This is a genomic window from Microcella sp., from assembly GCF_046293215.1.
Taxonomy (GTDB): Bacteria; Actinomycetota; Actinomycetes; order Actinomycetales; family Microbacteriaceae; genus Microcella.
The window spans coordinates 102964-118164 of sequence record NZ_JBKBPI010000007.1; the positions used below are offsets into that span (position 1 = coordinate 102964).

The 15201-nt window shown below is 69.6% G+C and carries 12 protein-coding genes and 1 pseudogene; 11 read left to right on the plus strand and 2 right to left on the minus strand.

What is annotated here, in order from left to right; translation table 11 throughout:
* Positions 1 to 10: 10 nt before the first annotated feature.
* The 6 genes and pseudogenes from ACK4SC_RS07990 to ACK4SC_RS08015 all read left to right on the plus strand — a co-directional run bounded on the left by ACK4SC_RS07990 (position 11) and on the right by ACK4SC_RS08015 (position 8054).
* Positions 11 to 979: an AAA family ATPase gene (locus tag ACK4SC_RS07990; RefSeq protein ID WP_409616884.1), complete on the plus strand. Its 969-nt coding sequence runs from the start codon at positions 11 to 13 to the stop codon at positions 977 to 979.
* Positions 976 to 2355: a DUF58 domain-containing protein gene (locus tag ACK4SC_RS07995; protein ID WP_409616885.1), complete on the plus strand. Its 1380-nt coding sequence runs from the start codon at positions 976 to 978 to the stop codon at positions 2353 to 2355. Before ACK4SC_RS07990 ends, ACK4SC_RS07995 begins: the two co-directional genes overlap by 4 nt.
* A complete protein-coding gene (locus ACK4SC_RS08000; protein ID WP_409616886.1) occupies positions 2352 to 4673 on the plus strand; it encodes a transglutaminaseTgpA domain-containing protein in 2322 nt (773 codons plus the stop codon). Before ACK4SC_RS07995 ends, ACK4SC_RS08000 begins: the two co-directional genes overlap by 4 nt.
* A pseudogene (locus ACK4SC_RS08005) lies at positions 4670 to 4828 on the plus strand (double zinc ribbon domain-containing protein); the annotation flags it as partial. The gene ACK4SC_RS08000 and the pseudogene ACK4SC_RS08005, both read left to right, overlap by 4 nt.
* A gap of 60 nt (positions 4829 to 4888) precedes the next feature.
* Positions 4889 to 5383, plus strand: a complete 495-nt coding sequence (locus tag ACK4SC_RS08010) for an FHA domain-containing protein (RefSeq protein ID WP_409616944.1) — start codon at positions 4889 to 4891, stop codon at positions 5381 to 5383.
* A 91-nt stretch (positions 5384 to 5474) separates the two neighbouring features.
* Positions 5475 to 8054: an FtsK/SpoIIIE domain-containing protein gene (locus ACK4SC_RS08015; RefSeq protein WP_409616887.1), complete on the plus strand. Its 2580-nt coding sequence runs from the start codon at positions 5475 to 5477 to the stop codon at positions 8052 to 8054.
* Here the strand turns inward: ACK4SC_RS08015 and ald are convergent.
* The gene (gene ald / locus ACK4SC_RS08020) at positions 8051 to 9166 is read right to left on the minus strand and encodes an alanine dehydrogenase (protein WP_409616888.1); all 1116 of its coding nucleotides are present in this window, start codon (positions 9164 to 9166) and stop codon (positions 8051 to 8053) included. The two genes, ACK4SC_RS08015 and ald, sit on opposite strands and share 4 nt — an antisense overlap.
* 263 nt (positions 9167 to 9429) lie before the next feature.
* Between ald and ACK4SC_RS08025 the strand changes: the two genes are divergently transcribed.
* From ACK4SC_RS08025 to ACK4SC_RS08040, 4 genes are read left to right on the plus strand one after another with little or no spacing between them, the layout of a single operon-like run.
* Positions 9430 to 10635, plus strand: a complete 1206-nt coding sequence (locus ACK4SC_RS08025; RefSeq protein ID WP_409616889.1) for a spermidine/putrescine ABC transporter substrate-binding protein — start codon at positions 9430 to 9432, stop codon at positions 10633 to 10635.
* 43 nt (positions 10636 to 10678) lie between these two features.
* On the plus strand, positions 10679 to 11902 hold the full coding sequence (locus ACK4SC_RS08030) for an ABC transporter ATP-binding protein (RefSeq protein WP_409616890.1): 1224 nt from the start codon (positions 10679 to 10681) through the stop codon (positions 11900 to 11902).
* Between the two features lie 3 nt (positions 11903 to 11905).
* A complete protein-coding gene (locus tag ACK4SC_RS08035; protein WP_409616891.1) occupies positions 11906 to 12820 on the plus strand; it encodes an ABC transporter permease in 915 nt (304 codons plus the stop codon).
* Positions 12821 to 12858: 38 nt separating this feature from the next.
* A complete protein-coding gene (locus ACK4SC_RS08040; protein ID WP_409616946.1) occupies positions 12859 to 13611 on the plus strand; it encodes an ABC transporter permease in 753 nt (250 codons plus the stop codon).
* Between the two features lie 21 nt (positions 13612 to 13632).
* Here ACK4SC_RS08040 and ACK4SC_RS08045 read toward each other — a convergent pair whose 3' ends face one another.
* Positions 13633 to 14673 (minus strand): asparaginase, encoded by a 1041-nt coding sequence (locus ACK4SC_RS08045; RefSeq protein ID WP_409616892.1) that lies wholly within the window; start codon positions 14671 to 14673, stop codon positions 13633 to 13635.
* On the opposite strand from ACK4SC_RS08045, the gene ACK4SC_RS08050 reads away from it, so the two are divergent.
* Positions 14672 to 15145, plus strand: coding sequence for an OsmC family protein (locus tag ACK4SC_RS08050; protein WP_409616893.1), 474 nt, complete (start codon positions 14672 to 14674; stop codon positions 15143 to 15145). The genes ACK4SC_RS08045 and ACK4SC_RS08050 overlap by 2 nt on opposite strands.
* Positions 15146 to 15201 lie beyond the last annotated feature (56 nt).

Sequence of the window (15201 nt, forward strand, 5' to 3'; positions counted from 1 at the left end):
GGATGCCGCGATGACGATGACCCCCGAACAGGCCGCGTGGTTCTCAGGCCTTGCCGAGCGGATCGTGTCGAACGTTGAGTCGGTTCTGCTCGGCAAGTCGTACGTCGTTCGTCTCGGGCTCACGGCCATGCTGAGCGAGGGGCACTTGCTGCTCGAAGACGTGCCGGGAACCGGAAAGACCTCGCTGGCAAGGGCGCTCGCCGAGAGTATTCGCGGCACCACGCAGCGCGTGCAGTTCACCCCCGACCTGCTGCCCGGCGACATCACGGGCATCACGGTCTACGACCAGCGCAGCGGCGAATTCTCCTTCCACCCCGGCCCGGTGTTCGCCACCGTCGTGCTCGCCGACGAGATCAACCGTGCGAGCCCCAAGACCCAGTCGGCCCTTCTGGAGGTCATGGAGGAGGGCCACGTCACGGTCGACGGAACCTCGCACCGCGTCGACGCGCCGTTCCTCGTCATCGCCACCCAGAATCCGATCGAGCAGGCGGGCACCTATCGTCTCCCCGAGGCGCAGCTCGACCGTTTCGTGATCCGCACGGCGATCGGCTACCCCGACCACGCCTCGACCGTTCGCATCCTGTCGGGCGCTGGCGGGCCGCGCGCCACCGTGCTGGAGCCGGTCATCGACCTCGACACCGTGCGCAGCATGATCGACGTCGCGCGCACCGTGCACGTCGACCCGGTGATCAGCGACTACGTTGCACGGCTCGTGGAAGCGACGAGGGCGCACGCCGATGTGCGGCTCGGTGCCAGCGTGCGCGGCGCGCTGGCGCTCGTGCGCTGTGCCAAGACGTTCGCCGCGCTGGATGGCCGGCACTACGTCATTCCCGATGACGTGAAGTCGCTGGCCGAGCCGGTTCTCGCCCACCGCCTCGTGCTCGATCCCGAAGCGGAGTTCGACGGTGTCACTCAGGCGTCGGTCATCGCGCAGGTCGTGCTCGAAACAGCTCCGCCGAGCGATCGGGTCGCCGTGTGACCGACGGCTCGACGTCGCGGTCGACACTCTCGCGAGACGCGACGGGCACCTCAGGCGGCACGACCGTCACGACGGCGCGTACCCGGCTGGTTGGCGCGCGCACTGGCTGGTCGGCGGATGCGCTGGTCACGGTCGTGCGATTGGCTCGCGCCGTCGGGCAGGCCGGCACCCGCGCCGCCCGTGCGGCATCGTCGGTCGTCACCCCGCTCGGCTGGACGGTCATCGCCGTCACGCCTGTGCTGCTGGCGGCCGGATATGTCTGGGGCTGGACGGAACTCGTGCTCGCCGGGGCCGTGGGCGCCGCCATCACGATCGTGGCGGTCGGGTATCTCGTCGGCCGCATCCGCCTGCACTTCGCGCTGGAGCCCCCTCCCGTTCGCGTCGCGGTGGGGGATGCGGCGCAGGCGAGACTCGTCGTGACGAACCCGACGTCCCGTCGGTCGTTCGGGACGGTCGTGGATTTGCCGGTTGGCGAACGCATCGTCCCCATCGCGGTTCCGGGTACCGGGTCGGGCGATCGCGTGGCGCTGTCGGTCGCGCTGCCCACCGACCGCCGGGGTCGGCTTACCGTCGGGCCCGTCAAGACGGTACGGGCCGATCCGGTCGGCCTCGTGCGCCGCGAATACCACTGGGCCGACGCTTCCGAGTTCATCATCCACCCCACGACCATCGACGTCCCGTCGACCTCGAGCGGGCTCTTTCGCGACCTGGAGGGTCAGCCGACCCGCGACCTCACGGTCAGTGACCTCGCCTTCCACGCGCTGCGGGAGTACGTCCCCGGCGACGATCGCCGTCACATCCACTGGAAGTCGTCGGCGAAAACCGGCACATTCATGGTGCGCCAGTTCGAGCAGACGCGTCGAAGCCGGATGCTCCTTGCCCTCAGCATCGCGAGCGTCGACTTCGGCTCCGACGCCGAGTTCGAGCTCGCGGTGAGCGCCGCCGGCAGTCTCGGGGCCCGCGCCATCCGCGACGCCCGCGACGTCGACGTGATCGTGAGCGAGATCACCCCCGAGTTCGCCAAGCGGGCGGTCGTCGCCGTGCGACCGCTGCCGACGCTCACCCCCAATCGTTTGCTCGACGAGCTCGCGGTCGTCGAGCACGGACCCGCCGCCCTCGGCGTCGTCGACGTCGCCCGCCTGGCCTCCAGTGCCGTTCCGGGAATCTCGGTCGCGATCCTCATCGTCGGCTCGACCGTCGCGCCGCGGCGTCTGCGGGCCGCGGCTGCAGCGTTCCCCGCATCGGTCGAGGTGCTTGCCGTGCAGTGCGATCCCGACACGGTGCCCGGGCGGCGCACCCTGGGTGCGCTCACCGTGCTCACGGTGGGTTCGCTTAGCGATCTTCGGCGGGCCATCCGCGGGGGTGAGCTCGAATGAGCTCCTCCGGCCGTCCCGCGCGCCGTTCGCTTCCCCGCCCGGCGGTGCTCGCGAGCATCCTGCTGTTCACGATCGCCGCGTGGGCCGTTGTCGCCGTCGCCTGGTGGCCGGTGTATCGAGACCCCGGATTCCTCGTGGTCGCGGCCGTCGCGATCCCCCTTGGCTGCGCGCTCGCGGTGGTCGCGAGCGCCCTGCGGTGGCCGGCCTGGGGGCTCATGATTGCCGTGGCCGCTGCGCTCGTCGTGGTGGGCGTTCCGCTCGCCGTGCCGTCGCGTGCTCTCTACGGCGTGCTGCCCGAGCCGGAGGGCCTGCTCGAGCTGCTTTCGGCAGTCGCGCTGGGCTGGACCCGGCTGGTGACGATCGACCTCCCCGTCGGTACGTACCAGTCGCTGCTGGTTCCCGCCCTCGTCAGCCTGGTCGCTGGAAGCGCCGCCACCGTCGCGGTCGCCCTGCGCGCCCGGTATGCGCTGGCCGCTGTCGCCATTCCCGCCGTGGCATATCCGGTGGTGCTCGCCTTCGGCCCCGATCGCGCCGTCTGGCCAATCGCCACCACCCTGGCGCTGCTCCTCGTGCTTCTGTTGTGGCTCGCCGTGTGGAGACGGCACCGCCGAACCGACGCGCTCGCCGGCAGCGCCGATCGGGGCCGCGGGGGAGCCGTGCGGCAATTCGGCGCCGCGGTTCTCGTGGTGCTCCTGGCCGGAGGAGCAGGGGTTGCCCTCATCGCGCTCCTGCCCCCGCCGGACGAACGCACCGTCCTGCGCACCATCGTCGAGCAGCCATTCGACCCGTTCGCCACCCCGAGCCCGCTCGCGGCCTACCGGGCCTCATTTCAGCCGGAGCGCGCTGACGACATCGTCGTGATCGCCGAGGGTCTGCCCGACGGTGAGCGCGTGCGCATCGCCGTGCTCGACAGCTATGACGGCGTCGTCTTTGCCGTCGGCAGCGACAGCGTCGACAGTGCATCCGGTCGATTCGTGCGGGTTCCCGCTCGACGCGACATCGACCCCGGGGCGCGCGTTGTGCCGGTGGAGTTCACCCTGGGACGGGCATTTGGGCCGTGGCTGCCGTCGACCGGACAACTGGTCGACATCACGGTGCGCGGTGAGGATGCGCCAGCCGTGCGCGATCGCGTCGTCTACAACGCGGTGACCGACAGTGCCGTGCTGGTGGGCGGTGCTCCGTCGGGGCTGCGGTATCGCATCGAATCGGTGCCGCTGTTCGATGAGGCGGGGGAACTCACGGGCCTCACTCCGGGTGCGGCAGCGGTGCCCGCCATCGTCAACGTGCCCGATGAGCTGCGAGATTGGCTGAGCCCCACGGTGCAGTCCGTCGAGGGCGCGGGCGCTCGGCTTGCGGCCATCGTCGACCGCCTCACCACCGACGGCTATCTGTCGCACGGCGTCGACGAGGACGAAGCACCGAGCCGTCCCGGGCACTCCATCGACCGTCTCGACGAGCTGGTCTCCTCGACGCCGATGGTGGGAGACGCCGAGCAGTACGCCGCTCTCGCTGCCCTCGCCGCGCGTGAGCTGGGCTTTCCGTCGCGCGTGGTGTTGGGCTTTGTCGAGGGTGTGCGCGATGAGCGCGGCGCTGTTCCCGCCGACCCGGCAGCCTTCCGCGACCGCGACCTGACCGCCTGGATCGAAGTATCGACGGCCGAGCGTGGGTGGGTTCCGATCGACGTGGTGCCTCCGCGTCGCGAGGTTCCGCCCCCCGACTCGGATGAGACGACGCCGATCACCCGGCCGCAACCGGCCGTGCAGCCGCCGCTCGAAGACGCCCCGCCGCCGGACGAGCAGGCTCCGCCCGACGTCGACCTTGACGAGCGCGACGACGAGGTCGGGCTTGACCCACTGCTGCTGCTCGCGCTGCAGATCGGGGCCGCCTTGCTCGGGCTCATCATGCTTGCTCTCACACCCGTGCTGGCGATCCTCGCCGTCAAGGCGCGTCGTCGTCGCCGCCGCCGTCGCGCGCGCGACCCGGCCACGCGCATCCTTGCTGGCTGGATGCAGGTCGTCGATGACGTGGTCGATCGCGGCGTCACCGTGCCGCCCACCGGAACGAGGCGAGAGCGGGCAGCCGCCATCGGGGCGCCCTCGGTCGTCGTGCTCGCGCGGGTCGCCGACCGCGCCGTGTACGCCCCCGACGAGCCAAGCCCCGAGGACGCGACCAAGGTGTGGGGAGCCGTCGACGCCGTGCGGCGAACCTTCCAGGACTCCGCGACACGGCGTGAACGGATGCGCGCCGCCGTGTCGACGCGCTCGCTGCGCCGATATCCTGTCGACAGCCGACGACGGCAACGAAAGGAACGCGGATGACCTGCGAGCACTGCGGGGCGTCACTGCCTGCGGTCGCACAATTCTGCGGTCGCTGCGGACGCTCGGTGGGGGCAATCGCGCCGCCCGCGCAGCCCGCACAGCCCGCACCGTGCCCCGTGTGCGGCACGGTCGCGTTCCCCGGCGATCGGTTCTGCGGTGAGTGCGGGACGGCGCTTGACGCGGCCATCGCAGCACCTCCGTCCGAGCCGGCGCCCGTGCCCGCCTCTGAGCCCGAACTGGCGCCCGCACCTGTACCCGAGCCGGAGCCCGAACCTGCACCTGCGCCGGAGCCCGAGCCGGCACCCGCGCCGGAGTTCGACCGCGAGTGGCAACCGGAGCCGGAGCCGGGCGTCGAGGAAGCCTCCTCGCCCGAACCGGCCGAGGAGGTGCGGTTCGTGCTGCAGTTCAGCACCGGCGAAAGCGTCTCCGTGGTGGGAAGCGGGTTGCTCGGTCGTAACCCCCGCCCGGAGCCGGGGGAGGCGATCGATCACATCGTCATCGTCAGCGACCCGACGCGCTCGGTGTCGAAGACGCATCTGGAGTTCGGCCATGACGACGGGCTGTTCTGGGTGACCGATCGACACTCCGGAAACGGAACGGTGCTGCGCGAGCCGGGGCAGCTACCCCGATACTGCGAGCCCGGACGCAGGTACCACATCGCCCGCGGCACGCGCGTCGACATGGGCGACCAGTTCATGATCCTCGGCTGACCGCTCCTCCCCAGCGGGCCCCCGCGTCCCTCCGTGCGCCGCGCGGCGTACGGGCGCGTCTCTCGTGCCGGTGCTGTGGTGGGGTGCACGCGTGGTCATCACGTTTCCCGAGCCCCCGCGGGCATCCCCGCGCGCGCCGTTTCCGCTCATCGCCGTCATGGCACCGCTTGTCGCCGCGGTGGTCATCGGCGCGATCATCCGCTCGCCGTACGTGCTGGTGTTCGCCGCGCTCAGCCCCATCATCGCGATTGCGAGTGCGTGGGAGTCGCGCAGAGCAGCCCGCCGTCAGGCTCGTGACGAAGACCGGCGCTTCGCGGCCGAGTGCGCGGCGACCGAGCACGCCATCGTGCTCGCTCATCGCGCCGAGACCGCGACCGCCTTCGCGCCAGGCGATGACGACGCGCACGTCATCGTGGGTGCCGCGCCGGGCGAGAGTTCGATCGCGGGCACCCCGCCCACGGTGGATGCGCACCCCGATTCCGCGGTTCGGGAGCGGCTGCGATCGCTGACGGCGGCAGCCGCGCGAAACCCTCGGCTGCCTGTTCGGGTGCCGCCGGGGCCGATCGAGATTCGGGGACACGGTGTGGTGGCCGAGCGGCTCCGCGAGCGCGTTGCGACGCACACGGCACCAGACGTCGACGCGCGCGCGGAGGCGAGAACAGTGATCACCGTGACCGGTTTGGCCGCCCTCGACATCGTCTACCCCGATGGCACGACGCGGCGCGCCGACGCCGTCGTGCCATTTCGCGCCGACGACGCACGGAGACAGGCGCGCGCTCAGGTCGCCGCGGTGCCCGACCACTGCGACTGGTCGGAGGTCTCACGGGGTGTGAGCGAGCCGGGGTTGGCCGTCGGGATGGGAGCGGGCGGCCCCGTTACTCTCGACCTCATCGCTGACGGCCCGCACGCGCTCGTGGGCGGGGCGACCGGCAGTGGCAAGAGCGAGTTCTTGCGGGCGCTGGCGCTGTCCGCCGCAGCCGATGCGGGATCCTGGTCGGTGCTGTACGTCGACTTCAAGGGCGGTGCGACCTTTCACGACCTCGCCGAGTTGCCATCCACGGTCGGACTCATTACCGATCTCGATGCCACGCTCGCCGGGCGAGCGCTCACGAGTCTTCGCGCCGAGATCGAGCGTCGCGAGCGCATCGTCGCCCGTGAACGGGTTCGCGACGTCGCGCAGCTCTCTGCGCACCTTCCTCGGCTCCTCGTCATCGTCGACGAGTACGCGGCGCTCGTCTCCACACACCCCGCCCTGCAGACCGTGTTCTCCGACCTGTCCGCGCGCGGACGATCGCTCGGCATTCACCTCGTGCTGTGCACGCAGCGACCGAGCGGGGTGGTGAACGACACGGTAGCCGTCAACTGCGCGATTCGCGTACTGTTTCGCACCTCAGACGCCTCCGACGCGCGGGCGCTGCTGGGTGCCGACGCCCCGGCGGTGGCTGCCGCGCCGCGGGGGAGGGCGATCGTGCGCACCAGCGACCGAGTATTCGCCTGTCAGGTGAGCCTCATCGCGCCCTCCGATGTCGCGGCGGTCGCTGCCGCCGCGACAGACCGACCCCACGGCGACCCGCCCTGGGCACCCGTGCTGCCGGCACACCTCCCGAGCAACCACCTCGAGGTTCGTGACGCCCGGCGCGTCGCCCGCGAGCACGGTGCGCTTCTCGTGGGTCTCGTCGACGACGTCTCGGCGCAGCGCTGGAGCGCCGCGCTCTGGGATCCGGGACGGGACGGCGCCCTCGCGATCGTGGGCTGCCCGGGCAGCGGCCGCACCAATGCCCTCGCGCACCTGGCGGCCGAGGCCCGCGACCAGGGCTGGACCGTCATTCGTCTGCCCGCGCACCTCCCCGACGCCCACCAGCTGCTCGCCGAAGTCGTCCGCTCGGGCGGGTCGGGCGCCGAGGAGCGGCGCCTGCTGGTCGTCGATGACGCGCTCGACCTTCTCGAATTCGACGCGTCCGACCAGACAGCGGGGCTGCTCGCACTGCTCGACGCCGCCATTCGCGTGCTGCACCGCGGCGGTGGAGGTGTCGCCGCCGCCGTCGGAACGGCCTCGCGCGCAGCGCGCCTGCTGGCCGGACGTTTCGGGGCACGGCTTCAGCTGCGGGCGCTGGATGCGGACGATCACCTTGCCGCCGGCGCTCCGCGCGGTGCGTACAACGACCGCGCGCCAGCCGGTCGAGGATGGTGGCGCGGAGGCGTCGTGCAGGTTGTGCAGGCCGAGGATCCGCTGCCACAAGCCAGCTGCCCGCGCGTGCGCACCGTTGGTGCGGAGCCGGTGATCGCTGTGATCGCGGCCAACCCGGCGGCCGCAACTCGAGCGCTCACGGCATCGAGCCACGGGCCCGTGCGGCTCGTCACTCTCCCTGAGTTCGTCACGGCGGGCTCCGGCGGCGATGAGGGCGCCGGTGTCATCGCGTGCGTGGGTCACCCCGATGACTGGCAACGCGACTGGGCGGCGTTGGCCCACGCGCGCCGCTCTGCGCTCATCGCGGTCGATGGCTGCGACGCGGGCGACCTCCGCGCGGTGATCGCGGCGCGCATCCAGCCCCCGCCCATCGGGCCGCGAGAGCTCTGGGTTATCGAGCCAGGGCAGGGGAGCGCCCCCGAGGTACACCGTGCGCGCTGGGCGGCACAAGCCCCGGGGGCGGCAGACGCCGTGAATGCCTAGGCGAGAACCTCGGCGAGCGCGACCGACGCGATGCCGTGCGCCTCGCCGACGGCCGCGTTTGTCGCGTGGCCGTCGTGGGTGTTCAGCCCGAGGGCGAGGGCGGGATCCGCCGACAGCGCCGCACGCCAGCCGTTGTTCGCGATCGCCCGCACATACGGCAGCGTGGCGTTCGTCAACGCGTAGGTCGACGTCGCCGGCACGGCGCCCGGCATGTTGGCCACGCAGTAGAAGATGCTGCCGTGCACCGAGAACGTGGGGTCGGCGTGCGTCGTCGGCCGCGTGTCCGCGAAGCAGCCGCCCTGGTCGACCGCGATGTCGACGAGCACGCTTCCGGGCTTCATGCGCGACACGAGTTCGTTGCTCACGAGCTTCGGGGCCTTCGCGCCCGGCACGAGCACCGAGCCGATCACGAGGTCGGCGGCGACCACGGCCTTGTCGATTTCGTAGCCGTTCGAGGCGATGGTCTTCACGCGGCCCGCATAGAGGGCGTCGAGTTCGCGTAGACGCTGGAGGTTCGTGTCGAGGACCGTCACATCCGCGCCCAGGCCGACGGCCATCGCCACCGCGCTGGTGCCCGCGACACCGCCGCCCAAGACGACGACGTTTGCGGGGTGCGTGCCCGGCACACCAGGAACCAGCAGCCCCTGACCGCCGTTCGGACGCATCATCGCGCCGGCGCCGACGATGGGGGCCAGGCGCCCCGCCACCTCGCTCATCGGGGCGAGCAGCGGCAGCGCGCGCGACGGAAGCTGGACCGTCTCGTACGCGATCGCGGTGACCCGAGCATCCAGCAAAGCGCGCGTCAGCGCCTCTTCGGCCGCCAGGTGAAGGTAGGTGAACAGCACGAGGTCATCGCGGAAGTAGCCGTACTCGGACGCGATGGGTTCCTTGACCTTGAGCAACAACTCGGCCTCGCCCCAGGCTGTCGCGGCGTCGGGGACGATGCGCGCGCCCTGCGCCACGTACGCCTCGTCGGGGATCGATGACCCCTCTCCGGCGCCGGCCTGGACGAGCACCTCGTGCCCGTTGGCGACCAGATCGTGCACGCCGGAGGGCGTGATGGCCACGCGGAACTCGTTGTTCTTGACCTCGGCTGGAACGGCGATTCTCATCGGAACTCCTTGTTGGGAACGTGTCGGCGCGCGTCTGCCGTGGTCGCGCCACGCTGCGCTGCGCTGCGGCACCACTGTAGCGCCGATCCACGATGGATTCCGCACTCTTTTTCGCCCGGATGTGCTGATTTCGTGAAATTTATGTTTCAGAATGGATGAATTGAGTGCTGTGGGGTGCGGTACGCGTAGTCCGTGTGTCAGTATCGAAAGCACCACAGCCGCCAGGACAGTGACGTACCTGACCGACCATAAGGAGCAGCGCCATGAATCGTCCGCTTCCCGAAGACCCGATGGTCCGCAGCCTGATCGCGCACGCACGTCGCGCGCAGATGACCCGTCGCACGATGCTCGCCGGAACCGGTGCATCGGCAACGGCTCTCGCCCTCGCCGCGTGCGCGGGCGGCGGCAGCGAGCTGGAACCTGCAGAAGACCGCTCCGCGTCGGACCCGACCCTCAACTGGGCCAACTGGCCGTTCTACATTGACGAGGACGACGACGGTAACTTCCCAACGCTCGAGGCCTTCCAGGAGCAGTTCGGCATCACGGTGAACTACAACGTCACCGTTGACGACAACAACTCGTACTTCGCCACGGTGCGCGACCAGTTGGCGCTCGGGCAGGACATCGGGGCCGACACGGTCTGCCTCACCGACTGGATGGTGAGCCGCTGGATTCAGCTCGGCTACACCCAGGAGCTGAACTACGACAACATCCCGAACGCTGCGAACCTCTCGGAAGACCTGCGCAACCCCGAGTTCGACCCGGGTCGCCGCTTCTCGCTGCCCTGGCAGGGCGGCTTCGCCGGCATTGCCTGGAACACCGAGCAGGTTGACGAGCTGCGCTCGGTCGACGACCTGTGGCAGCCCTCGCTGCGTGGTCGCGTCGGCGTTCTGTCGGAGATGCGCGACACGATCGGCCTCATCATGCTCAACAACGGCGTCGACATCTCGGGCGACTTCAGCGCCGACGAGTTCAACGCCGCCCTCGACATCTTCCGCGAGCAGGTCACCGGTGGCCAGATCCGCAACGTCCGCGGTAACGCCTACACGGAAGACCTCGTGAACGAAGACACCCTGGCAGCCATCGCCTGGTCGGGCGACATCACGCTGCTGAACTTCGAGGCCGGCTACGAGAAGTGGAAGTTCGTGATTCCGGAGGCGGGCGGCACCCTGTGGGCCGACAACTTCCTGATCCCGATCGGCTCGCCGCGCAAGACGAACGCCGAGACGCTCATCAACTACTACTACGAGCCCGAGGTTGCCGCCGAGGTGGCCGCGTGGGTGAACTACATCACCCCGGTTGAGGGTGCTCGCGAGGCGATGGAGGCGATCGACCCCGAACTCGCCGACAACGAGCTCATCTTCCCGAGCGACGCCACGCTCGAGAACACGCGCATCTTCCGCGGCCTCAGCGGGCAGGAAGAGAACGAATTCCAGGCAGCATTCCAGTCGGTGCTGCTGGGCGCCTAGCCCACGAACCACCCCGATCTACCACCTCAAGGAGCACACCGCGGTGACAAACAGCGCTGTTTCGCGCGGGGATTTTGCTGAGGCAGGTGCCGACCTCGAACTGGTCGGCATCTCCAAGCGCTTCCCCGGATTCACGGCCATCGACGACCTCGATCTCACGATCCCGGCCGGGTCGTTCTTCGCCTTGCTGGGCCCGTCGGGCTGCGGCAAGACGACGACCCTCCGGCTCATCGCGGGGCTCGAGGAGCCGACCGCCGGCCGCATCCTCATCGGCGGCAAGGATGTCACGCAGACGAAGGCGTACCAGCGCCCCGTCAACACCGTGTTCCAGAGCTACGCCCTCTTCCCGCACATGACGATCCTCGAGAACGTCGCGTTCGGCCTGAAGCGGCGTGGGGTGAAAGACGCGACGCGGCTCGCGCACGAGGCGTTGCAGCTGGTCGAGCTCGACCACGTCTCGGCGCGCCGACCCTCGCAACTCTCCGGCGGGCAGCAGCAGCGCGTCGCCCTTGCCCGGGCGGTCGTGAACCGGCCCGCGCTGCTGCTGCTCGACGAACCGCTGGGAGCCCTCGACCTGAAGCTGCGTCGTCAGATGCAGATCGAGTTGAAGGACATCCAGTCCGAGGTGGGCCTGACCTTCCTCCACGTGACCCACGACCAGGAGGAGGCCATGACCATGGCCGACACGGTCGCGGTCATGAACAAGGGCCAGATCGAGCAAATGGGCGCGCCCCAGGAGCTGTACGAGCTGCCGAAGACGGCGTTCGTGGCCACCTTCCTCGGACAGTCGAACCTGTTCACCGGCACGGTGGTCTCGTCGAATGCCGAGAGCATCACGGTCGACTCGGCGGGAGCGCGTATCACGGTTCCGAAGGATCGCGCGGAGCGTCAGTCGGGAATGGTGACGGTCGGCGTCCGGCCCGAGAAGGTGTCGCTGTCGTCCACCAAGCCGGCCGAAGCGGCGGGCATCAACGTCGTCGGCCCCGGCCGCATCAGCGATGTGTCGTTCAGCGGCGTGAGCACGCAGTACGAGGTGACGATCGCCGGCCACGGCCCGATCTCGGTGTTCGAACAGAACACGAGCATCTCGCGCATGCACCACGACGGCGACGAGGTCTGGCTGACCTGGAGCGTCGACCACTCGTTCGGCTTGGCCGACGAGGGCGATGTCGAGCACGACGCACCCCGCTTCATTGATGACACGCCGACGACGTCCATTGCCACGCGCAAGCGTGCGCAGCTCAAGGCGGAACTCGAGGAGGGCTAAGCCATGGCCTTCTCCGCGTTCACCCCGACGGAGCAGAAGGCCGATGCGTCGATCCAGAAGCGATCGCCGGTCGCCCTGCTGCTGCTTCTGCCGGGTGTCATCTTCCTCGTTCTGTTCTTCGTCACGCCCCTGCTCTCGCTGCTGCTCACCAGCCTGCAAGAGCCGGTGCCCGGCGGCTTCTTCGGCGAGTACCGTCAGGCGCTGCGCTGGGAGAACTACGTCTTCGTCGTCGAGACCTACGGAACGCAGACGCTGCGATCATTCGGATTCGCCGCCCTGGCGAGCCTGTTCGCGCTGCTGATCGGCTTTCCGCTGGCGTACTTCATCGGCATCACGCTGCGGCGGTTTCCGCTGCTGCAGGCGCTGTGCCTCGTTCTCGTCATCGCGCCCTTCTTCATCTCGTTCCTGCTGCGCACCCTCGCGTGGAAGCAGATCTTCGCGATCGAAGGGCCCGTTGCCGGGTTCTTCTCCTCCATTGGAGTGCTCGGTCCGGGCGAGTCGATCACGGGCACGGCCTTCTCGGTCGTCTTCGGTCTGACGTACAACTTCATCCCCTTCATGACCCTCCCGATCTACGCGACCCTGGAGCGCCTCGACCTGCGCCTGGTCGAGGCGGGAGGCGACCTGTACGCGAGCCCCGCGACGACCTTCCGCACGGTGACGCTGCCGCTCGCCGCACCGGGGGTGATCTCGGGAACCCTGCTCACGTTCATCCCGGCGTCGGGTGACTACATCAACGCTTCACGCGACTTCCTGGGGTCGACCGAGACGGCCATGATCGGAACCGTGATCGAGGCCAACTTCCTCGTGTTGCAGAACTACCCCGCGGCCGCGTCGCTGTCGATCATTCTGATGGCGGTCATCCTGGTGCTCGTCAGCATCTACGTGAAGCGCAGCGGAACGGAGGACCTGCTGTGAGAGGCTTCGGCAAGTACACCATCTGGGTCTACTCGGGGATGGCGCTCGTCTTCCTCATGATCCCGATCGTCTACACGATCGTGTTCTCGTTCAACGACGCCCGCCGAACGAACATCATCTGGCGCGGCTTCACGCTCGACAACTGGATCAACGTGTGTGCGGCGCAAGACGTGTGCCGCGCCTTCGGTAACTCGATCCTGATCGCCGTGGTGGCGACCTTCATCGCCACTGTGCTCGGCACGATGATCGCGATTGCGCTCGTGCGGTACCGCTTCCGGTTCCGCAACACCACGACGCTGCTGATCTTCTTGCCGCTGACGACGCCCGAGGTGGTTCTCGGTGCCGGTCTCGCCGCGCAGTTCCTGCAGGCCGGCGTGCCGAAGGGCCTCGGCACCGTGATCATCGCCCACGCGCTGTTCTGCATCAGCTTCGTGATCGTGACGGTGCGGGCGCGCGTGGCGAGCCTCGACCCGGCGCTGGAGGAGGCCGGTCGCGACCTGTACGGCTCGCCCCAGCAGGTCTTCTGGCGCATCACCTTCCCGCTGCTGCTGCCCGGCATCATCGCGGCGGCGCTGCTGTCGTTCGCACTCAGCTTCGACGACTTCATCATCACGAACTTCAACCGTGGTGCCGAGGTCACCTTCCCGAGCTTCGTGTACACGGCGGCCGCCCGAGGCATCCCGCCCGAGGCGAACGTCATCGCGTCGGCGGTGTTCTTCCTCGCGATTCTGCTCGTGCTCGTCGCGCAGTTCACGGCGGCGGCGCGGAGGCGCCGCCTCGCCAAGCTGTAGTCGAAGCGGGTTGCGCGGCGCCTAGATGGTGACGCGCAACCCGCCGACCAGCTGGTCTCCGCCGCGCACCGGCTCGTCGAGCTCGGCGCGCAGCGCGGCGACGACCGCGGCAGAAACGTGGCCGGTCGCCGCCAGCAACTCGAGAGCGACCGGGGTGGTCGCGCGCATCGACCCGTCGAGCACCTTCACGGCCACGCCGACGCCGCTCGGCAGGCCGATGACAACGAGGCCCTCGGCTCCGATCTTGGCGATTCCGCCGAGCGACTCGATCACCCGGGTGTTCGCCCGACCGTCACCGTCGATCGCCCATGGCTCGGCACGGACGGCGGCCATGAGCCGGCGCGCTGCCGGCGTTTCACCTGCCGCGACGCGCGCCGTGGCCCGCGCGAGAGCGGCGAGCGACGTGGCGTGCAAGGGGGCTCCGCACCCGTCGACGCCGGTGGCGCGAATGCGCTCACCGAGCATCCCCTCGATGCTGTCGACGACGCGGCGCTGAACGGGATGCGCGGGGTCCAGATAGCGGGACGCATCGTTCGCGCCGAGCGCGTCGCTCGCGCGCAGGAAGCCCGCGTGCTTGCCTGAACAGTTCATGGCGAGCCGGCTGCGCGGTGCGCCGCTCGCCCGATACGCGGCGCGCTCGGCCGCGCCGAGAGGCCAGTCGGGTGGGCAGTGCAGATCGTCCGCTGTGCGCCCGTCGTCGGCGAGCATGCGTTCGACGACGGCCAGGTGCCGGGGCGACCCGCAGTGGCTCGCCGTCGCGAGCACCAGTTCGTCGTCGGCGAAGGACGCCCCCGACTCGATCAGGGCGAGCGCCTGCAGTGGTTTCAGCGTCGAGCGGGGGAACACCGTGGCGTCGACATCCCCGAGGCTCCGAAGGCGCTCGCCCTCGGCGGTGACCACGGCCGCCGCTCCGATGTGCCGTGACTCGACGAGACCGGAACGCTCGATGTGCGCGAGTTCGGCGCTGCCGTGAACACTTAGTGGACCGGGGACGGCGGATGCGCGCGAGTTCATGGTGGAATCGAGCGTAGCGCCGGCGAACGGCGACGAAGGGAGACTCATGCGCGAGCACGGCTACGCCGTCACCGTGACCTGGACCGGCAACCGTGGCGAAGGCACATCGTCGTACCGCGCCTACGGGCGCGACCACACGGTCCGAGCCGACGGGAAGCGTCACGCCATCGACGGTTCATCCGACCGCACCTTCCACGGTGATGCCGACCGTTGGAATCCCGAGGAGTTGGTCATCGCCGCGCTCGCGCAGTGCCACATGCTCAGCTACCTGCACGTGGCTGCGGACGCCGGAATCGTCGTCGTCGACTACGTCGATGCGGCCTCCGGCACGTTGCAGACCGGCGCCGATGGGGGAGGGGAGCTGACCGAGGCCGTGCTGCGTCCCGTGGTCACGATCGCCGCTGGGGGAGACGCGGAGCTCGCCGACCGACTGCACGATCGCGCGGCGGAACTGTGCTTCATCGCCCGCTCGGTGTCGTTCCCCGTCCGGCATGAGGTGCGCACGATCATCCGGGACTAGACCCGCGGTGTGTCGGCTGCGCACACATGGAGCCGATTCCAACGCGCGAGGTGACA

Coding starts and splice junctions, on each gene's coding strand:
- ACK4SC_RS07990 (WP_409616884.1), top strand. CDS start 11: ATGACGATGACCCCCGAACAGGCCGCGTGGTTCTCAGGCCTTGCCGAG.
- ACK4SC_RS08000 (WP_409616886.1), top strand. CDS start 2,352: ATGAGCTCCTCCGGCCGTCCCGCGCGCCGTTCGCTTCCCCGCCCGGCG.
- ald (WP_409616888.1), bottom strand. CDS start 9,166: ATGAGAATCGCCGTTCCAGCCGAGGTCAAGAACAACGAGTTCCGCGTG.
- ACK4SC_RS08025 (WP_409616889.1), top strand. CDS start 9,430: ATGAATCGTCCGCTTCCCGAAGACCCGATGGTCCGCAGCCTGATCGCG.
- ACK4SC_RS08035 (WP_409616891.1), top strand. CDS start 11,906: ATGGCCTTCTCCGCGTTCACCCCGACGGAGCAGAAGGCCGATGCGTCG.
- ACK4SC_RS08040 (WP_409616946.1), top strand. CDS start 12,859: ATGGCGCTCGTCTTCCTCATGATCCCGATCGTCTACACGATCGTGTTC.
- ACK4SC_RS08050 (WP_409616893.1), top strand. CDS start 14,672: ATGCGCGAGCACGGCTACGCCGTCACCGTGACCTGGACCGGCAACCGT.
- ACK4SC_RS08045 (WP_409616892.1), bottom strand. CDS start 14,673: ATGAGTCTCCCTTCGTCGCCGTTCGCCGGCGCTACGCTCGATTCCACC.